Origin of the sequence: Streptomyces cinereoruber (genome assembly GCF_009299385.1) — a bacterium.
Classification (GTDB): Bacteria; Actinomycetota; Actinomycetes; order Streptomycetales; family Streptomycetaceae; genus Streptomyces; species Streptomyces bikiniensis.
Map to the genome: position 1 here is coordinate 2,030,888 of NZ_CP023693.1, position 19,498 is coordinate 2,050,385.

Genomic DNA, 19,498 nt, shown 5'->3' on the forward strand with positions numbered 1-19,498 from the left:
ATGACCGAAAACCTGCCCAAGAACCCGGCCGCACCGAAGTCCACCGCACTCCTGTGGACCGTCGTCGGCGGCAGCATCGCCACCGTCGCCAGCACCTTCCTCGCCTGGACGTGGACCACCGCCTTCCCCGGCAACCTCACCGTCTACGGCTACCCGGCCGAACTCCAGCTCCTCACCCTCGTCGGAGCCGTCCTCACCGCCGCCCACGCGCTCTCCGCGCTCGGCATCAAGGGCCTCGGCTGGCTCACCCCCACCGGCGCCCGCAAGGCCACGTGGATCCTGGCCCTCGGCACCTTCGCCACCACCCTCTTCACCGCGCTCGCGATCATCGTCGAGCTCGGGGCCCTGGTGGACCTGGAGCCCGGCGCCGGCGTCGCCGTCCTCGCCGCCGCCCTCGCCGCGATCGCCGCGTACAAGCTCCCCGACGACACCCGCAAGGCCTCCCCCGCCAAGGAGCTCCCCTCCTGGGCCGAGATCCTGCTCATCGTCGTCGTCTTCGCCATCGGCCTCTTCGTCGTCACCTTCGGCATCGACACCGACGACTCCGAGCCCCAGCTCTTCATCGCCTACCTGATCCTCGTCGGCTTCACCGCCACCGCCCTGATCAAGTCCGGCCTCCTCGCCCGCGTCTCGGCGATCACCGCACGGAACCGCCAGGTCACCGTCACCGCCAGCCTCGCCGCGGCCATCGCCTTCCCCTTCATCCAGCAGAGCGGCGACACGTACACCCTGATCGCGGTCAACATCCTGATCTTCGCGACCGTCGCACTCGGCCTGAACATCGTCGTCGGCCTCGCCGGCCTCCTCGACCTCGGATACGTCGCCTTCCTCGGCGTCGGCGCCTACACCGCCGCCCTGGTCTCCGGCGCCACCTCCTCCGCCTTCGGCGTCCAGTTCCCCTTCTGGGCCTCGGCGCTCACCGGCATGGCCGCCTCCCTGGTCTTCGGCGTGATCATCGGCGCACCCACCCTGCGCCTGCGCGGCGACTACCTCGCCATCGTCACCCTCGGCTTCGGAGAGATCTTCCGCATCGCCATGGGCAACCTCGACGGCACCTCCGGACCGAAGATCACCAACGGCCCCAACGGCATCCCGAACATCCCCCAGCTGGAGTTCTTCGGCTACAACTTCGGCGAGTCCCACACGGTCCTCGGCATCGAACTCGGCGCCTACGCCAACTACTACCTGCTGATGATCCTGGTCATGGCCCTGGTCATCATCGTCTTCTCCCGCGCCGCCAACAGCCGCATCGGCCGCGCCTGGGTCGCCATCCGCGAGGACGAGACCGCCGCCACCGCCATGGGCATCAACGGCTTCCGCGTCAAGCTCGTCGCCTTCGCCCTCGGCGCCGCCCTCGCCGGCCTCGCCGGCACCGTCCAGGCCCACGTCAACACCACGGTCGTCCCCGAGAACTACGTCTTCGCCGGCCCCGTGCCGCCGAACTCCGCGTTCCTCCTCGCCGCCGTCATCCTCGGCGGCATGGGCACCATCAACGGACCCATCCTGGGCTCCGCGCTCCTCTTCCTGATCCCGGCCAAGCTGCAGTTCCTCCAGGACTACCAGCTCCTCGGCTTCGGCGTCGCGCTGATCCTGCTCATGCGCTTCCGCCCCGAGGGCCTGATCGCCAACAAGCGCGCGAAGCTGGAATTCCACGAGAACGACGAGCAGCCCGCCGTACCGGAACCACGACCCTCCGAGGAGTCGGGCGTCGGCACGGCGAAGGCAGGGGCGTGACGCCATGACCACCATCACCAAGGACACCGCCACGGCCGCCACCGTCCTCGACGCCAGCGGGGTGACCATGCGCTTCGGCGGCCTCACCGCCGTCCGCGACGTCAACCTCACCGTCCGCGAGGGCGAGATCGTCGGACTCATCGGCCCCAACGGCGCCGGCAAGACGACCTTCTTCAACTGCCTCACCGGCCTGTACGTCCCCACCGAAGGACAGGTCAGCTACAAGGGGACCGTCCTCCCCCCGAAGCCCCACCTGGTCACCCAGGCCGGCATCGCCCGCACCTTCCAGAACATCCGTCTCTTCTCCAACATGACGGTCCTGGAGAACGTCCTCGTCGGCCGCCACACCCGCACCAAGGAAGGGCTCTGGTCCGCCCTCCTGCGCGGCCCCGGCTTCAAGAAGGCCGAAGCCGCCTCCCGGGAACGGGCCATGGAACTCCTGGAGTTCGTCGGCCTCGCCCCCAAGGCCGAACACCTCGCCCGGAACCTGCCCTACGGCGAGCAGCGCAAGCTGGAGATCGCCCGCGCCCTCGCCAGCGACCCCGGCCTGCTCCTGCTCGACGAGCCGACCGCCGGCATGAACCAGAGCGAGACCCGCACCACCGAGGAACTCGTCTTCGCCATCCGCGACCTCGGCATCGCCGTCCTGGTCATCGAGCACGACATGAAGTTCATCTTCAAGCTGTGCGACCGGGTCGCCGTCCTCGTCCAGGGCGAGAAGCTCGTCGAGGGCACCTCCGAGGTCGTCCAGAACGACGAACGCGTCGTCGCCGCCTACCTGGGCACCCCCTACGAGGGCGCGCCCGGCGCGGAGGAGGCCGCCGAGGTCGAGGTCGCCGAGGCCCACGCCCACGGCACCGCCGCCCCCGCCCCGACCGCTGTTCCGGCTCAGGCCCCGGCCCCGGAAACGGACGCGGACGACGCGGCCACGGACGACGCGGACCCGGCGGACGACGCGGGCACCCCCGCCGAAGCCGGCTCCGGCGACGCGAACAGCACCACCGAAGGAGACTCCAAGTGACCGCGCTTCTGGAGGTCGAGGACCTCAGGGTCGCCTACGGCAAGATCGAGGCCGTCAAGGGCATCTCCTTCTCCGTCGAGGCGGGCCAGGTCGTCGCCCTGATCGGCACCAACGGCGCCGGCAAGACCACCACCCTGCGCACCCTCTCGGGCCTGATCAAGCCCACCGCGGGCCGGATCACCTTCGACGGCCAGGAGCTCAACGGCATCCCGGCCCACAAGGTCGTCTCGCTGGGCCTGGCCCACTCCCCCGAGGGACGCCACATCTTCCCCCGGCTCTCCATCGAGGAGAACCTGCGGCTCGGCGCCTTCCTCCGCAAGGACAAGGCCGGCATCGAGCGGGACATCCAGAAGTCCTACGACCTCTTCCCCATCCTGGGCGAGCGTCGCAAGCAGGCCGCCGGAACCCTCTCCGGCGGTGAGCAGCAGATGCTCGCGATGGGCCGGGCCCTCATGTCCGAGCCCAAGTTGCTGATGCTGGACGAGCCGTCCATGGGCCTCTCCCCGATCATGATGCAGAAGATCATGGAGACCATCGAGACCCTGAAGTCCGAGGGCATGACGATCCTGCTCATCGAGCAGAACGCGCAGGCCGCCCTCTCCCTCTCGGACTACGGCTACGTACTGGAGGTCGGCACCATCAAGCTGTCCGGCACCGGACAGGACCTCCTCGTCAACGACGACGTCCGCAAGACGTACCTCGGCGAGGACTGACCCCCTCCGTACACCCTCTCCGTACCCACGGAAGCCGAAGGCCCACCCCCACAACGCCGTGGGGGCGGGCCTTCTCCCGTACGTACGGAGCCGCTCACTGCTCCTTGTTCTTGGCCGCCTTCTTCTCCTCGGCGTCCTCGATGACCGCCTCCGCGACCTGCTGCATCGACATCCGGCGGTCCATCGACGTCTTCTGGATCCAGCGGAACGCGGCCGGCTCCGTCAGGCCGTACTGGGTCTGCAGGACCGACTTCGCCCGGTCCACCAGCTTCCGGGTCTCCAACCGCTGCGAGAGGTCCGCGACCTCCTTCTCCAGCGCCCGCAGCTCCGCGAACCGGGAGACCGCCATCTCGATGGCCGGCACCACGTCGCTCTTGCTGAACGGCTTCACCAGGTACGCCATGGCACCGGCGTCCCGGGCCCGCTCGACCAGCTCGCGCTGCGAGAAGGCGGTGAGCATGAGGACGGGGGCGATGGACTCGCCGGCGATCTTCTCGGCGGCCGAGATGCCGTCGAGGACGGGCATCTTCACGTCGAGGATGACGAGGTCGGGGCGGTGCTCACGGGCGAGCTCGACGGCCTTGGCGCCGTCCCCGGCCTCGCCGACGACCGTGTAGCCTTCTTCCTCGAGCATCTCTTTGAGGTCGAGACGGATCAGGGCCTCGTCCTCGGCGATGACGACACGGGTCGTCAGCGGCGGAACGTGCGGCGCCTCGGCGTCGTCGGCGGGCTGGGGCGACTCGGGGGCGGTCACGGGGGCTCCTCGTTGCAGGGCAGCTACTGCTACATGAGCCTACCTAGGTCCTGTATGTTTGAGGCACGGCAGGTTGCCCATGACCTTCGTTTCGAAGGATGCCCCGGTAGCCCAGCGGTTAGAGGCGATGGTCTCAAACACCATACAGCGTGGGTTCGAATCCCACTCGGGGCACTTTCCCTTCGATTCCAATGCCTGGTCATGCCAACTGCCGTTCACTCACACAGGTGAGCGTGGTTTCAAATCCAGCGCGGCCCGATGCGACTTCCACAAAGCTCGCACCCATGTACGCTCTCGCAGCGCGTGCGCACGCTCTCGCCCTCCTCGACAGCGGACGCAGCCTCAACTCCGTGAGCAAACAGACCGGCATCTCCCGAGCCGCACTGCGCACCTGGCAGACGTGTCCCGAGCCCCTTCGCCGTATGGACGGACCATGCCCGAGATGCCGTCCGCTCCCCGGGCCGCCGGACGACATCGCTGCGTACGCCTATCTGCTCGGGCTCCACCTGGGCGACGGCTGCATCAGTGATCATCCCCGGGGCGGCCATTACCTCCGCATCGCCTGCGCGGACGCCTGGCCCGGACTGATCGAAGCGTGCCGCTCGGCAGTCCTGGCCGTACAGTCCACGGGGAGTGCCTGCGTGCTGCAGAAACAAGGGTGCGTCATGGTCACGAGTTACGGTCGCCACTGGAAATGCCTCTTTCCCCAACACGGCCCCGGCAAGAAGCACGAACGGGAGATCGCCCTCGGACCCTGGCAGCAGGCGATCGTCGACGATCGACCCTGGGAGTTCGTTCGCGGGCTGGTCCACTCCGACGGGTGTCGGATCATCAACTGGGCCACCCGTGTCGTGAACGGCGAGCGGAAGCGGTACGAGTACCCCCGGTACTTCTTCACCAACGTCTCGGACGACATCCGGAGGCTCTACACCGACACCCTCGATGGGCTCGGCGTCGAGTGGACGCACTGCAGTCGCGGCGGGAGGCCCTACAACGTGTCCGTCGCTCGTAGGGCCTCCGTCGCGCTCATGGACCCTCACGTGGGGTCCAAGCGGTGACGATCTAGGGTGCCCAGGGCTTCAGCATGTCCTTCATCGCGTCCGTGAGGGCGAACTGCAGCAGCGGGCCGTAGGTGACGCGGCCGACGCCGAGGCGGCGGAAGCGGGCGAGGTCGTGCTTGACGGGGTGGGCCGTGGAGTTGACGGGGACGGTGACCGCGGCGACGACCGCCGTGAGCAGGTCGTCGTCGTCCTGGATGCCCACCGGGTAGACGCTGTCGGCGCCGGCCCGTTCCATGGCCCGCAGGCGTTCGATCGCCTGGTCGAGGACGGCGGAGGGGTCGTCCGCGTGCAGGAAGAGGTCGGTGCGGCCGTTGATCCAGACGGGGATGCCCGCGTCGTCGGCCGCCGCGCGCAGGTCGGCGATGTAGTGCGCGTGTTCCTGCGTGTCGCGTACGCGTCCGCCGTCCGAGTGGACGGTGTCCTCGATGTTGAGGCCGACGCCGCCGGCCTCGGTGAGTCCGGCGATGAGGTCGGCGGGCTTCTGTCCGTAGCCGGCCTCCAGGTCGACGGAGACGGGGACGTCGACCGCGGCGGCGATCGGTCGGACGGCGGCGAGTACGTCCTCGAAGGTCTGGCCCTCGTGGTCGTCGGCTCCGCGGGAGTCGGCGAGGGGGTGGCTGCCGATGGTCAGCGCGGGGAATCCGGCGTCGGCCGCCGTCCGTGCGGACCAGACGTCCCAGACGGTCGGCAGGACGAGCGGCTTGTGGTCGGCGTGCAGTTGCTCGAGGCGTCGGGCGCGCTCGGTGACGGTGCGAAGGTCCATGTCGGGGACGCTACCCCCGGATCGCCGTGAGCAACGTGGAGGCGCGGGGCTATGTCAGCGGGTCTCCGATGTGGTGGACGCGGACCAGGTTGGTGGAGCCGGCGACGCCGGGCGGGGAGCCGGCGGTGATGACGACGGTGTCTCCCTTGGCGCAGCGGCCGATGCGGAGGAGTTCTTCGTCGACCTGGGCGACCATGGCGTCGGTGGAGTCGACGTGGGGGCCGAGGAAGGTTTCGACGCCCCAGGTGAGGTTGAGCTGGGAGCGGGTGGCGGGGTCGGGGGTGAAGGCGAGGAGGGGGATCGGGGAGCGGTAGCGGGAGAGGCGTCGGACGGTGTCGCCGGACTGGGTGAAGGCGACGAGGAACTTGGCGCCGAGGAAGTCGCCCATCTCGGCGGCGGCGCGGGCGACGGCTCCGCCCTGGGTGCGGGGCTTGTTGCGTTCGGTGAGCGGGGGGAGGCCCTTGGCGAGGACGTCTTCCTCGGCGGCTTCGACGATGCGGCTCATGGTGCGGACGGTTTCGACGGGGAAGCGGCCGACGCTGGTCTCGCCGGAGAGCATGACGGCGTCGGTGCCGTCGATGACGGCGTTGGCGACGTCGGAGGCCTCGGCGCGGGTGGGGCGGGAGTTGTCGATCATGGAGTCGAGCATCTGGGTGGCGACGATGACCGGTTTGGCGTTGCGCTTGGCGAGTTTGATGGCGCGCTTCTGGACGATCGGGACCTGTTCGAGGGGCATTTCGACGCCGAGGTCGCCGCGGGCGACCATGATGCCGTCGAAGGCGGCGACGATCTCCTCGATGTTCTCGACGGCCCGGGGCTTCTCGATCTTGGCGATGACGGGGAGGCGGCGGCCTTCCTCGTCCATGACGCGGTGGACGTCCTCGATGTCGCGGGCGCTGCGGACGAAGGAGAGGGCGATGACGTCGGCGCCGGTGCGCAGGGCCCAGCGGAGGTCTTCGATGTCCTTGTCGGAGAGGGCGGGGACGGAGACGGCGACGCCGGGGAGGTTGAGGCCCTTGTGGTCGGAGACCATGCCGCCCTCGATGACGCGGGTGCGGACGCGGGGTCCGTCGACGGCGGTGACTTCGAGGGTGACGCGGCCGTCGTCGACGAGGATGCGTTCGCCGGTGGCGACGTCGTCGGCGAGGCCGGTGTAGGTGGTGCCGCAGGTGTGGCGGTCGCCTTCGACGGGTTCGACGGTGATGGTGAATTCGTCGCCGCGTTCAAGGAGTACGGGGCCTTCGCGGAAGCGGCCGAGGCGGATCTTCGGGCCTTGAAGGTCGGCGAGGACGCCGACGCTGTGGCCGGTTTCGTCGGAGGCTTTGCGGACGCGTTGGTAGCGGTCCTCGTGTTCGGCGTAGGTGCCGTGGCTGAGGTTGAGGCGGGCGACGTCCATTCCGGCCTCGATCAATGCCTTGATCTGGTCGTATGTTTCGGTGGCGGGCCCAAGGGTACAAACGATTTTCGCTCGGCGCATGGGACGAGCCTAGGGCTTACCCATCAGTAGCGAATCGGACTGTCATGACTACTCAACGTCCTTTCCGTGAAAGGTTGTTGACAAGACTTGAATCTGTGCGTAGGGGTGCTCCGATGAGCGTTTTCGGCTTCCTTTCCGGCTGTTTCCGGCCCGCGCGCGTCGAACACTTTTCCACTCCGTAACCCGCGAGACCTGTTGCGGGCGGGCCTCCTGGGCCAGAATCTACGCGCGTTGTGCACCTGAGCGACGCCACTGGACCAAGGAGAAGCACATGCCGTTGAACCGCCGGACGTTCCTGGAGGGCTCCGTGGCCGTCGGAGCAGGGGCCGCCCTCACCGCCGGGGCCGTCGCCCCCGCCGAGGCCCACGGCCCCGGGCACGGACACCGCCCGAAGCCGGCCCGGCGGTACTCCTTCACCGTCATGGGGACGACCGACCTGCACGGCAACGTCTTCAACTGGGACTACTTCACGGACAAGGAGTTCGACGACAAGGCGCACAACGACGTCGGCCTCGCCAAGATCTCCACGCTCGTGGAGCGGGTGCGGAAGGAGAAGGGGCGGCGCAACACCCTCCTCATCGACGCCGGTGACACCATCCAGGGCACCCAGCTGTCGTACTACTACGCCAAGGTGGACCCGATCACCGCGCGACGCGGCCCGGTGCACCCGATGGCGCAGGCGATGAACGCCATCGGCTACGACGCCGCCGCCCTCGGGAACCACGAGTTCAACTACGGCATCCCGGTGCTGCGGAAGTTCGAGGAGCAGTGCGACTTCCCGCTGCTCGGTGCCAACGCGCTCGACGCGAAGACGCTGCGGCCGGCGTTCGCGCCGTACAGCATGCACCGGCTGCGGACGCCGTGCGGCCGGGACGTGAAGGTGGCCGTGCTCGGGCTGACCAACCCGGGGATCGCGATCTGGGACAAGGCGAACGTCGGCGGGAAGATGGTCTTCCCGGGCCTGGAGGAGCAGGCGGCGAAGTGGGTGCCGAAGCTGCGGTCGATGGGCGCGGACGTGGTGGTCGTGTCGGCGCACTCCGGTTCCAGCGGCACGTCCTCGTACGGTGACCAGCTGCCGTACGTGGAGAACGCGGCCGGGCTCGTGGCCGAGCAGGTGCCGGGCATCGACGCGATCCTCGTGGGGCACGCGCACACCGAGATCCCCGAGTACCGGGTGGCGAACGAGAAGACGGGCAAGGACGTCGTGCTCTCCGAGCCGCTGAAGTGGGGTCAGCGCCTCACCCTCTTCGACTTCGACCTGGTGTGGGAGAAGGGCCGCTGGACGGTCGAGAAGGTCGGTGCGCAGGTCCTGAACTCCAACACGGTGGAGGAGGACCGGAAGATCGTGCGGCTGCTCTCGGACGAGCACCGGAAGGTCGTCGCGTACGTCAACCAGGTCATCGGGACCTCGACGGCGGCGATGACCACGGCCGACGCGCCGTGGAAGGACGAGCCGATCATCGACCTGATCAACGTGGTGCAGGCGGAGACGGTGAAGGCGGCGCTCGCGGGTGGTGCGTACGCGGGCCTGCCGGTGCTGTCGCAGGCCTCCTGCTTCTCGCGTACGGCCCGGATCCCGGCCGGTCAGGTCACGATCAAGGACGCGGCGGGACTGTACCCGTTCGAGAACACGCTGGAAGCGCGGCTGCTGACGGGTGCGCAGCTGAAGGACTACCTGGAGTTCTCGGCGCGGTACTACGTGCGGACCCCGGCGGGGGCTCCGGTGGACACGGCGAAGCTGACGAACGCGGACGGCACGCCGGACTACAACTACGACGCGGTGTCGGGTCTGACGTACGAGATCGACATCGCGAAGGAGGCCGGGGCGCGGATCGTGAACCTGGCCTTCGAGGGGAGGCCGGTCGACCCGGCGGCGAAGTTCGTGCTCGCGGTGAACAACTACCGGGCGAGCGGTGGCGGCGCGTTCCCGCACGTGGCGAACGCGCCGCAGCTGTGGGCGGACTCGGACGAGATCCGGAACACCATCATCCGGTGGGTGCAGGCGAGGGGGACGGTCGACCCGGGGCAGTTCGCGTCGGTGGACTGGCGGCTGACCCGGGACGGCGTGCCGGTGTTCTAGTACGTCGTACGTCCTAGATGTTCTGTGCGAGAGGCGTCAGCTTCCGGCCCTGGGCCGGAATGCCGGGCGCCTCTCGTGTTTCCAGGCCGAAGCTGGTGAAGGCGGTGCGGCGCGGGAGGGGGTAGGGCTCCTTGCCGGTGATCGCGTTGAGGATGGTGGCGCTGCGCCAGGCGGCGAGGCCGAGGTCGGGGGCGCCGACGCCGTGGGTGTGGCGTTCGGCGTTCTGGACGTGGACGGCTCCGGTGATCGAGGGGTCGAGGACGAGGCGGTGGTGCTCGTCGACGCGGGGGCGTCCGGCGGAGTCGTGGCGCACGTAGGGGTCGAGGCCGGCGAGGAGGCGGTCGAGGGGGCGTTCGCGGTAGCCGGTGGCGAGGACGACGGCGTCGGTGGTGAGGCGGGTGCGGGCGGACTGCTGGACGTGTTCGAGGTGCAGTTCGATGCGGGTGGTGGCGACGCGGCCGGCGGTGCGGACGCGGACGCCGGGGGTGAGGACGGCGTCGGGCCAGCCGCCGTGGAGGGTGCGGCGGTAGAGCTCGTCGTGGATGGCGGTGATGGTGGCGTCGTCGATGCCCTTGTGGAGCTGCCACTGGCGGGGGACGAGGTCGTCGCGGACCTGTTCGGGCAGGGCGTGGAAGTAGCGGGTGTAGTCGGGGGTGAAGTGCTCCAGGCCGAGCTTGGAGTACTCCATGGGGGCGAAGGCCTCGGTGCGGGTGAGCCAGTGGATGCCCTCGGCTCCGGCGGGGCGGGCGCGCAGGAGGTCGAGGAAGACCTCGGCGCCGGACTGGCCGGAGCCGATGACGGTGACGTGTCCGGCGGCGAGGAGGGTGTCGCGGTGGGTGAGGTAGTCGGCGGAGTGGACGACGGGGACGCCGGGGGCGTCGGCGAGGGGCCGGAGCGGTTCGGGGACGTACGGTGCGGTGCCGACGCCGAGGACGACGTTGCGGGTGTAGGAGCGGCCGAGGGCTTCGGCTTCGCCGTCGGGGTCGATCTGGGTGTAGTCGACCTCGAAGAGGCGGCGTTCGGGGTTCCAGCGGACGGAGTCGACCTGGTGGCCGAAGTGGAGGCCGGGGAGGCGTTCGCTGGCCCAGCGGCAGTAGGCGTCGTACTCGGCGCGGTGGATGTGAAACTTCTCTGCGAAGTAGAAGGGGAAGAGGCGTTCGCGGCTCTTCAGGTAGTTGAGGAAGGTCCAGGGGCTGGCGGGGTCGGCGAGGGTGACGAGGTCGGCGAGGAAGGGGACCTGGAGGGTGGCGCCGTCGATGAGGAGTCCGGGGTGCCAGTGGAAGGCGGGGCGCTGTTCGTAGAAGGCGGTGGAGAGGCCGCCGGGGACGCCGTGGGCGAGGGCGGCGAGGGAGAGGTTGAAGGGGCCGATGCCGATGCCGACGAGGTCGTGGGGGCGGTCGGCGTCGGGCCGCTGCCCGTGGGGGTGGTCGGGGGCCGGGGTGTCCCGGGGGTGCGGGGGCCGGTCGGTGTCCTGTTCGGGGGTGGTGCCGGTCATCGGTGCGCGCTGCCTTCCACGAGGGTGATGAGCTGGTCCAGGTCGCCGGGGGTGGCGTGGGGGTTGAGGAGGGTGGCCTTGAGCCAGAGGCGGCCGTCGGCGCGGGCCCGGCCGAGGACCGCCCGGCCGTCGGTGAGGAGGGTGCGGCGGATCGCGGCGACGGCGGTGTCGTCGGCGTCGTGGGGGCGGAAGAGGACGGTGGTGAGGGCGGGGCGGGCGCGCAGGTCGAGGGCGGGGGTCTTCTCGATGCGGTCGGCGAGGTCCTGGGCGAGGTCCATGCAGGTGTCGACGAGGGCGCCGAGTCCGGTGCGGCCGAGGGCGCGGAGGGTGACGGCGGCCTTGAGGACGTCGGGGCGGCGGGTGGTGCGGGGGGAGCGGCCGAGGAGGTCGGGGAGGCCGGCGTCGGTGTCGTCGTCGGCGTTGAGGTAGTCGGCGGTGTGGGCGAGGGGGGCGAGGTCGGCGGTGTCGCGGACGGCGAGGAGTCCGGCGGCGGCGGGCTGCCAGCCGAGTTTGTGCAGGTCGACGGTGACGGTGCGGGCGCGGTCGAGGCCGTCGAGGAGCCGGCGGTGGGTGCGGCTGAAGAGGAGGGGGCCGCCGTAGGCGGCGTCGGCGTGGAGGTCGGCGCGGTGGGCGGCGCAGACGTCGGCGAGGGCGGGCAGCGGGTCGACGAGGCCTTCGTCGGTGGTGCCGGCGGTGGCGGCGACGAGGAGCGGGCCGGGGGTGGCGGTCAGGGCCGCGTCCAGGGCTTCGGGGTCGAGGGTGCCGCGCGGGGTGGGGACGACGACGGGGGCGGGGAGGCCGAGGAGCCAGGCGGCGCGCCGGAAGGAGTGGTGGGCGTTGGCGCCGACGACGGTGCGGAGGGGGCCTTCCCCGGTGTGGCGCTCCCGGGCGAGGAGGAGGGCGAGTTGGTTGGACTCGGTGCCGCCGGTGGTGACGAGGGCGTCGGGGCGGGGGGCGTCCGGGAACACCTCGGCGGCGAGCGCGGCGGTGACCCCGGTCTCCAGGGCGGAGGCGGCGGGGGCCTGGTCCCAGGAGTCCATGGAGGGGTTGAGCGCGGAGGCGGCCAGGTCGGCGGCGGCGGCGAGCGCGAGGGGCGGGGTGTGGAGGTGGGCGGCGCAGAGCGGGTCGGCGGGGTCGGCGGCGCCGGCGGCGAGGGCGTGGACGAGGGTGCGGAGGGCTTCGTCGGGGCCGGTTCCGGTCTCGGGGAGTACGGCTCCGAGTGCCGCCGTACGGCGTGCCACGGCTTCCGGTCCCCCGGCCGGGAGGGGCCCGCCCCGCTCCTCGGCCCCGGCGCGCAGGGCGTCGAGGACGGCGCCCAGGAGGGGCCGCAGGGCGTCGGCGCCGGGGGCGCCTCCGGCGAGGGGTGGGGGTGCGGCACGCATGGACGACAGGGTGCCGGGGGGTGCGGGCGTTTGTCCGGAGAGTGCGGGGGTGTGACCCGAACGGGGGACACGGGATGGTGTTTCGGGAGCGGGTGGTGCGGGGACCAGGGGTCCCCGCACCACGTCAGGCTCAGCCTTCCCTGACCTTCAGGGCCCGGCGGAGGTCGTCGAGCTGGTCGACGAGCTTGCGGCGGAGGGCCGGGATCATGGGGGTGTCGGCCAGGTGGCGTTCGCCGAGGGCGAGGGAGTCGGCGTCGACCGCGTACGCGGGGAAGGCGTAGCGGCCGGCGGCCTCGGCCATGGCGGGGCCGCGCCGGTCGCCGAGGGCGACGGCCGCCTCGTAGAAGCGGGGCACGTACTCGCTTACGAGGTCGGCCTGTTCGGGCTGCCAGAAGCCCTGGGCGGTGGCGGTGAAGAGGTAGTTGGAGAGGTCGTCGGAGTCGAAGAGGGCGGACCAGGCGGCCGCCTTCGCCTCGGGGTCGGGCAGGGCGGCGCGGCAGCGGGCGGCGCCCTCCCGGCCGGTGGCGCTGGGGTCGCGTTCCAGTTCGGCGGCGATGGCGGCCTCGTCGGTGGCGCCGAGGACGGCGAGCCGGGCGAGGATGCGCCAGCGCAGTTCGGGGTCGAGTTCGGGGCCGCCGTGGACGGTGCCCTCGTCGAGCCAGGAGGCGATCTTGTCGGGGGTGGTGGCGCTGTCGACGAAGGCGCGGACGGCGGTGAGGCGCAGTCCGGGCGCTTCGCCGTCCTCGGTGCGGCGCAGCAGGGCGCGGGCGATCCCGCTGATCGTGGCGAGGGCGGCGGGGCGCTGGTCGGCAGGGCCGTACCGGTCGGCGATCTGGTGGCGGGCGAAGGCCAGGACGCCCTGGACGAGGGCGAGTTCGGTCTCCTCGGCGAGGTGGGCGCCGGCGACGGCGAGGTGGTCGGCGGGGGCGAGGTCGCCGTCGCGGACCTGGTCGCGCAGCGCGTTCCAGACGACGGCGCGGGTGAGCGGGTCGGGGACGCGGGAGAGGCCGCGCAGGGCGGACTCGGCGGAGACCTCGTCGAAGCGGAGCTTGGTGTAGGTGAGGTCGCCGTCGTTGAGGACGACGAGGGCGGGGCGGGGGCCGGTGAGTGCGGCGGGGGCGTCCTGGGGGACGTCGAGTTCGCGGTGTTCGCGCAGGACGAGGTCGCCGGAGGGGTCGCGGTCGTAGACGCCGACGGAGATGCGGTGGGGGCGGGTGCCGGCGCGGTCGACGGTGAGGTTCCAGTGGAGGCCCTCGCCGTCGAGGCGGGGGGTGAGGGTGTCGACGCCGGTGGTGCGCAGCCACTGCTCGGCCCAGCCGTGGACGTCGCGGTCGGTGGCGGCGGCGAGGTTGTCGATGAAGTCGGCGAGGGTGGCGTTGCCGAACTTGTGCCGCTTGAAGTGGATGTTGATGCCGGCGAGGAAGTCCTTCTCGCCGAGCCAGGTGACGAGCTGGCGGAGGGCGGAGGCGCCCTTGGCGTAGGAGATGCCGTCGAAGTTGAGGAGGGCGGAGGCGGTGTCGGGGACGGCCTCGGGGTCGGGGGCGACGGGGTGGGTGGAGGGCCGCTGGTCGGCCTCGTATCCCCAGGCCTTGCGGGTGACGCCGAAGTCGATCCAGGTGTCGGGGAAGAGGTCGGAGCAGGCCTCGTTGACGGTCTGGTAGCCCATGTACTCGGCGAAGGACTCGTTCAGCCAGATGTCGTCCCACCAGCGGAGGGTGACGAGGTCGCCGAACCACATGTGTGCCATCTCGTGGGCGATGACCATGGCGCGGGTCTGGCGTTCGGTGACGGTGACGGCGGAGCGGAAGACGAACTCGTCGCGGAAGGTGACGAGGCCGGGGTTCTCCATGGCGCCGGCGTTGAACTCGGGGACGAAGGCCTGGTCGTACGAGTCGAAGGGGTACGGCTCGTCGAACTTCTCGTGGTACCGGTCGTAGCAGGCCTTGGTGACGGCGAGGATCTCGTCGGCGTCGGCGTCGAGGTGGGGGGCGAGGGAGCGGCGGCAGTGGATGCCGAAGGGGAGGCCGGCGTGCTCGGTGCGGACCGAGTGCCAGGGGCCGGCGGCGACGCAGACGAAGTAGGTGGAGAGGAGGGGGGTGGGGGCGGCCTTCCAGGTGCCGTCGGGCTGCCGTTCGGTGATGCCGTTGGCGAGGACGGTCCAGTCGTCGGGGGCGGTGACGGCGACCTCGAAGACGGCCTTGAGGTCGGGCTGGTCGAAGGCGGCGAAGACGCGCTGGACGTCCTCCATGAAGAGCTGGGTGTAGACGTAGGACTCGCCGTCGGTGGGGTCCGTGAAGCGGTGCATGCCCTCGCCCGTGCGGGAGTAGCGCATGGTGGCGGTGACCCGCAGCTCGTGCTCGCCCTCGGTGAGGCTCAGCGGGAGGCGGTTGCCGTCGAGGGCGGCGGGGTCGAGGGGCGCTCCGTCGAGGGTGGCGGAGTGCAGGGTGGCGGGCTTGAGCTCGACGAAGGTGTCCCCGGCGGCGCGGGCGGTGAATCGGACGGTGCTGGTGGACTCGAAGGTCTCGTCGCCGGTGGTGAGGTCGAGGTCCACCCGGTAGCGGTGGACGTCGAGGAGCTGGGCACGGGTCTGCGCTTCGTCGCGCGTCAGTACGGACATGGGCCCTATGCTGCCCGATGCCCGGAGCCTCCGGCAGGGGTGAGGGGAGAACCTTGCCGGGGCGTGACCTGCGGGGGCTCCCCTCCGGCGCGTTCCGTCAGCGCGTTCCGTCCGCGATCGTCTCGTGGTGGCGGATGACCTCGGCGATGATGAAGTTCAGGAGCTTCTCCGCGAAGGCGGGGTCCAGTTTCGCGCTCTCGGCGAGTTCCCGCAGGCGGGCGATCTGGCGGGCCTCGCGGGCGGGGTCGGCGGGCGGCAGCTGGTGCTCGGCCTTGAGGACGCCGACCTGTTGGGTGCACTTGAAGCGTTCGGCGAGCATGTGCACGACCGCCGCGTCGATGTTGTCGATGCTGTCGCGCAGCCGGGTCAGCTCGGCGCGCACGGCCGCGTCGGTGGCCGGGGCCTCTTCGGCGGTCGGGGTCGACGCGGGGGCCGGGGTCGGTGCGGAGGTCGGGGTCGGTGCGGAGGTCGGGGTGGAGTCGCTCATGACCTGCGAGCTTAGACGGAGCGCGGGGGGATCGTCGGCGGGTGTTCGGGATCCGGGACGCGGTTGCTCCAGCCGCCGGGCACGGACCGCCCCTGCTGTTCGCGGAAGCGGATGGGGGCGGTGCCGACCCGGCGGGTGAAGAGCCGGGAGAAGTAGGCGGGGTCGTCGTAGCCGACGCGGCGGGCGACGGCGGAGACGGGCAGTTCGGTGGCGGCGAGGAGTTCCTTGGCGCGGCCGAGGCGGACGGTGAGCAGGTAGTCCTTGGGGCTGCAGCCGGCGGCGCGGCGGACGGCGGTGCGCAGTTCGGCGGGGGTCATGCCGTGCCGGGCGGCGTGTTCGGCGACGGAGAGGGGCTGGAAGGCGTCGCGGGCGAGGGCGGTGAGGACGGGGTCGCCGTCGGCGTTGGTGTCGGCGCGGGCGCGGCGCAGGGCGACGAGGAGTTCGTGGACGGCGGCGCCGGTCTCGACCTCCAGGAGGGGGTTGCCGGGGCGTGCGGCGCGGGCGATCCGGGTGATGGCGGCGCGGGCGGGGGCGGCGTCGGAGAGGGGGACGACGGGCCGGTCGGGTTCGATGTAGCCGAGTTCGGTGTAGGTGGCGGCGGCGGGTCCGGAGAAGTCGACGAAGGCCTCGTCCCAGCCGGTGCCGGGGTCGGCGCCGTAGTGGTGGGGGGTGCCGGGGGTGAGCCAGATCAGGGCGGGGGCGGTGACGGCGGTGCGGCGTCCGTCGGCGCCCCGGTACCAGCCGCCGCCGGCGGAGACGACGACGGCCACGTGGTGGTCGAGGGTGCGGGGTCCGACGGTGGGCAGGGTGCCGTGCTGGAGTCCGACGCCGAGGCAGACGAGGCCGAGGCGGTGGTGGACGGGGCCGGGCGTGAAGTAGCGCATCCAGGTGTGGTACATGCGGTGGTGTCCCTTCCCCAGGACCTCGTGCGGGCGGATCCCGGGGCCTGTCCGACCCCGGTCCGCCGGACGGGCCCTAACGTCCAAACTGCGACGATCTTTGTCCATGGACGGGTTCGCCGCCAGGGGGTGAGGTGGTGCCCATGAGCACGTTCGCTGTGGGTGACGAGGACTTCCTGCTCGACGGGCGGCCGGTGCGGCTGCTCTCGGGGGCGCTGCACTACTTCCGGGTGCACGAGGGCCACTGGGAGCACCGGCTGGGGATGCTGCGGGCGATGGGCCTGGACTGCGTCGAGACGTACGTCCCGTGGAACCTGTACGAGCCGGAGCCCGGCCGGTACGGGGACGTGGCGGCGCTCGGCCGGTTCCTGGACGCGGTGGGGCGGGCGGGGATGCGGGCGATCGTGCGCCCGGGGCCGTACATCTGCGCCGAGTGGGAGAACGGCGGGCTTCCGCACTGGCTGACCGGGCCGCTCGGGCGGCGGGTGCGGACCCGGGACCCGGAGTTCCTGGCGCCGGTGGAGGCCTGGTTCCGGCGGCTGCTGCCGCAGGTGGTGGACCGGCAGGTGGACCGGGGCGGTCCGGTGGTCCTGGTGCAGGTGGAGAACGAGTACGGGAGTTACGGCAGCGACGGGGAGTACCTGGAGTGGCTGGCGGGGCTGCTGCGGGAGTGCGGGGTGAGCGTGCCGCTGTTCACGTCGGACGGCCCGGAGGACCACATGCTGACGGGCGGTTCGGTGCCGGGGGTGCTCGCGACGGCGAACTTCGGTTCGGGGGCGCGGGAGGGCTTCGCGGCGCTGCGGCGGCACCAGCCGTCGGGGCCGCTGATGTGCATGGAGTTCTGGTGCGGCTGGTTCGACCACTGGGGCACGGAGCACGCGGTGCGGGACGCGGCGGACGCGGCGGCGGCGCTGCGGGAGATCCTGGAGTGCGGGGCCTCGGTCAACGTGTACATGGCGCACGGCGGGACGAACTTCGGCGGCTGGGCGGGGGCGAACCGGGACGGGGAGCTGCACGACGGGCCGCTGCGGCCGACGGTGACCTCGTACGACTACGACGCTCCGGTGGACGAGGCGGGGCGGCCGACGGAGAAGTTCTGGCGCTTCCGCGAGGTCCTCGCGGAGTACGCGGAGGGGCCGCTGCCGGAGGTGCCGGAGCCCCCGGCCCGGCTCGCGGCCCCGGTGCGGGCCGGCTTCGAGGGGCGGGCGCCGCTGGACGCGGTCCTGGAGGTCCTCGGCGACGGGGAGGTGGTGGCGGTGGTGCCGCCGACCTTCGAGGAGCTGGGCGTGGACCGGGGCCTGGTCCGCTACCGGGTGGCGGTGCCGGGCCCCCGGCAGCCGTACCCGCTGGGGGTGACGGGGCTGCGGGACCGGGCGGTGGTGTACGTGGACGGGGTCCTCGCGGGGGCCCTGGACACGGGCGGCGGGGAGGACGTGGCGCTCGCGGAGCCGGTGGCGGGTCCGGCGGTGGTGGACCTGTGGGTGGAGTCCCTGGGGCGGGTCAACTACGGGCCGCGGCTCGCGGAGCCGAAGGGGATCACCGGGGGCGTGCGGCACGAGCGGCAGTACGTGCACGGGGTGCGGGCGCGGGCGCTGCGGCTGGACGCGTTCGGGACGGCGGCGGTCGGGAAGGTGCCGTTCGGGCCGGTGGCGGGCCACGGCGGTCCGGGGCTCTGCCGGGCGGTCCTCGACGTGGCGGGCGCGGGGGACGCGGTGCTGCGGCTGCCGGGCGCGACCCGGGGCTTCGTGTGGGTGAACGGCTTCTGCCTGGGCCGCTACTGGTCGGCAGGCCCGCAGGAGGCGCTGTTCGTGCCGGGGCCGGTGCTGCGGGAGGGGGCGAACGAGGTGTGGGTGTTGGAGCTGGAGGGGGAGGCGGGGTCCGGGGTGGTGCTGGACCCGGTGTGATCCCTGCCCTCCCGGGAGGGGGCGCGTGTCGTTCGCCGTCGAAGTGGCCCGCCTCATGGGTCCCCTGCCCTCCCGGGAGGAGGCGCGTGCACACCGGGCCGGCCCACACCGGCCCGGTGCACGGGAGGGGTGCTCCGGGGCCGAGGCCGCCCCGGAGCGCCCGTTCACGGGGTGCCGCTACAGCGTGGCGGCGGCGGACTTGATCGCGGCGGCGAAGGTCGAGACCTCCGTGTAGACGCCGGGGTAGTTGGGCCGGGCGCAGCCCTGGCCCCAGCTCACGATGCCGACCTGGACCCAGGCGCCGGCGTTGTCCTTGCGGAACATGGGGCCGCCGGAGTCGCCCTGGCAGGTGTCGGTGCCGCCCTGGGCGTAGCCGGCGCAGATCTCCTCGGAGGGGACGAGGTCGTTGCCGTAGGAGGCCCGGCAGGAGGCGTCGGAGACGAACGGGACGTTCGCCTTGAGCAGGTAGCGCTGCTGCGCCCCGCCCTCGCGGGCGGCGCCCCAGCCGGCCACCGTGAAGGTGCCGCTGTTGTAGGCGGTGGTCTCGGCGAGCTTGAGGGTGGGCAGCGAGGTGATGGGGGTGGCGAGCTTGATGAGGGCCCAGTCCTTGCCCTTGCCGTTGTAGCCGGGGGCCTGGAGGACCTTGGTCGACCGGACCTTGATGGCGCTGCTGCTCTGGAGGTCCACGACTCCGGCGGTGGCGGTGATGCTCGTGTTGTTGCCGGAGCCGTTCACGCAGTGGGCGGCGGTGAGGACGACCTGCGGGCTGATCAGCGAGCCGCCGCAGCCCATGGAGAGCCGGACCATCCAGGGGAACTCGCCCTGGGCGGCGCGGGTGCCGCCGACGACGGGCGCGGGGGCGGCGGAGGCGGTGGTGGTGGGCTGGAGGCTGACGGCCGCGAGGACGACGGCGCCGGCGGCGGCGAGCTTCTGGAGCGCGCGGACCACTCTGTTCTTCTTCACGTATCTGCCTTCTCTCGTGGGGGGTCGACCTCGACGACTTGTGACATGCGCTCGTCAAGGTGTGGTCCGCATTATGAACAGCGCTCAACCGCCGTCACAAGGAAGCCTTTTCGGCCAGATGCGATGTGAGGGACCGTACAGTGAACGG

The 19,498-nt window shown here is 71.6% G+C and carries 15 protein-coding genes and 1 tRNA gene; 7 read left to right on the plus strand and 9 right to left on the minus strand.

The features are described from left to right. From CP977_RS08955 to CP977_RS08965, 3 genes are read left to right on the plus strand one after another with little or no spacing between them, the layout of a single operon-like run. On the plus strand, positions 1–1,734 hold the full coding sequence (locus tag CP977_RS08955) for a branched-chain amino acid ABC transporter permease (RefSeq protein ID WP_152371537.1): 1,734 nt from the start codon (positions 1–3) through the stop codon (positions 1,732–1,734). A gap of 4 nt (positions 1,735–1,738) precedes the next feature. Further along, on the plus strand, positions 1,739–2,755 hold the full coding sequence (locus CP977_RS08960) for an ABC transporter ATP-binding protein (RefSeq protein ID WP_152369880.1): 1,017 nt from the start codon (positions 1,739–1,741) through the stop codon (positions 2,753–2,755). After that, positions 2,752–3,468 carry an ABC transporter ATP-binding protein gene (locus CP977_RS08965; RefSeq protein ID WP_062756576.1) on the plus strand — a complete coding sequence of 239 codons (717 nt, stop codon included), beginning with the start codon at positions 2,752–2,754 and terminating at the stop codon, positions 3,466–3,468. The genes CP977_RS08960 and CP977_RS08965 overlap by 4 nt, the downstream gene beginning before the upstream one ends. 94 nt (positions 3,469–3,562) lie before the next feature. On the opposite strand, the gene CP977_RS08970 is transcribed toward CP977_RS08965, so the two are convergent. Beyond that, the gene (locus CP977_RS08970) at positions 3,563–4,222 is read right to left on the minus strand and encodes an ANTAR domain-containing response regulator (RefSeq protein WP_062756575.1); all 660 of its coding nucleotides are present in this window, start codon (positions 4,220–4,222) and stop codon (positions 3,563–3,565) included. Between the two features lie 100 nt (positions 4,223–4,322). On the opposite strand from CP977_RS08970, the gene CP977_RS08975 reads away from it, so the two are divergent. Then, positions 4,323–4,396: transfer RNA gene (locus CP977_RS08975), tRNA-Leu, on the plus strand. Between the two features lie 110 nt (positions 4,397–4,506). Beyond that, positions 4,507–5,280, plus strand: coding sequence for a transcriptional regulator (locus CP977_RS08980; protein ID WP_152369881.1), 774 nt, complete (start codon positions 4,507–4,509; stop codon positions 5,278–5,280). Positions 5,281–5,284: 4 nt separating this feature from the next. Here CP977_RS08980 and CP977_RS08985 read toward each other — a convergent pair whose 3' ends face one another. Together CP977_RS08985 and pyk are read right to left on the minus strand one after the other, a co-directional pair. Beyond that, positions 5,285–6,046: an isocitrate lyase/PEP mutase family protein gene (locus CP977_RS08985; protein ID WP_062756573.1), complete on the minus strand. Its 762-nt coding sequence runs from the start codon at positions 6,044–6,046 to the stop codon at positions 5,285–5,287. Positions 6,047–6,095: 49 nt separating this feature from the next. Next, a complete protein-coding gene (pyk, locus tag CP977_RS08990) occupies positions 6,096–7,523 on the minus strand; it encodes a pyruvate kinase (RefSeq protein ID WP_152369882.1) in 1,428 nt (475 codons plus the stop codon). A 271-nt stretch (positions 7,524–7,794) separates the two neighbouring features. On the opposite strand from pyk, the gene CP977_RS08995 reads away from it, so the two are divergent. Then, entirely contained in the window at positions 7,795–9,603 is a 1,809-nt protein-coding gene (locus CP977_RS08995) for a bifunctional metallophosphatase/5'-nucleotidase (RefSeq protein ID WP_062756571.1), read from the plus strand. A 13-nt stretch (positions 9,604–9,616) separates the two neighbouring features. On the opposite strand, the gene CP977_RS09000 is transcribed toward CP977_RS08995, so the two are convergent. From CP977_RS09000 to CP977_RS09025, 5 genes are all read right to left on the minus strand, one after another. After that, positions 9,617–11,098 carry a lysine N(6)-hydroxylase/L-ornithine N(5)-oxygenase family protein gene (locus CP977_RS09000; protein ID WP_152369883.1) on the minus strand — a complete coding sequence of 494 codons (1,482 nt, stop codon included), beginning with the start codon at positions 11,096–11,098 and terminating at the stop codon, positions 9,617–9,619. Further along, entirely contained in the window at positions 11,095–12,480 is a 1,386-nt protein-coding gene (locus CP977_RS09005; protein WP_109185718.1) for a pyridoxal phosphate-dependent decarboxylase family protein, read from the minus strand. The genes CP977_RS09000 and CP977_RS09005 overlap by 4 nt, the downstream gene beginning before the upstream one ends. Before the next feature lie 130 nt (positions 12,481–12,610). Then, positions 12,611–15,097: an aminopeptidase N gene (gene pepN, locus CP977_RS09010; protein ID WP_152369884.1), complete on the minus strand. Its 2,487-nt coding sequence runs from the start codon at positions 15,095–15,097 to the stop codon at positions 12,611–12,613. A gap of 97 nt (positions 15,098–15,194) precedes the next feature. Next, positions 15,195–15,584, minus strand: a complete 390-nt coding sequence (locus tag CP977_RS09015) for a chorismate mutase (protein WP_208421721.1) — start codon at positions 15,582–15,584, stop codon at positions 15,195–15,197. A gap of 11 nt (positions 15,585–15,595) precedes the next feature. Further along, entirely contained in the window at positions 15,596–16,483 is an 888-nt protein-coding gene (locus CP977_RS09025) for an AraC family transcriptional regulator (protein WP_062756568.1), read from the minus strand. A 143-nt stretch (positions 16,484–16,626) separates the two neighbouring features. Here CP977_RS09025 and CP977_RS09030 point away from each other — a divergent pair, with 143 nt between their 5' ends. After that, the gene (locus CP977_RS09030; RefSeq protein ID WP_062756567.1) at positions 16,627–18,387 is read left to right on the plus strand and encodes a glycoside hydrolase family 35 protein; all 1,761 of its coding nucleotides are present in this window, start codon (positions 16,627–16,629) and stop codon (positions 18,385–18,387) included. A 177-nt stretch (positions 18,388–18,564) separates the two neighbouring features. Here CP977_RS09030 and CP977_RS09035 read toward each other — a convergent pair whose 3' ends face one another. Then, positions 18,565–19,350, minus strand: coding sequence for a S1 family peptidase (locus CP977_RS09035; RefSeq protein ID WP_109185721.1), 786 nt, complete (start codon positions 19,348–19,350; stop codon positions 18,565–18,567). Between the last annotated feature and the right edge of the window lie 148 nt (positions 19,351–19,498).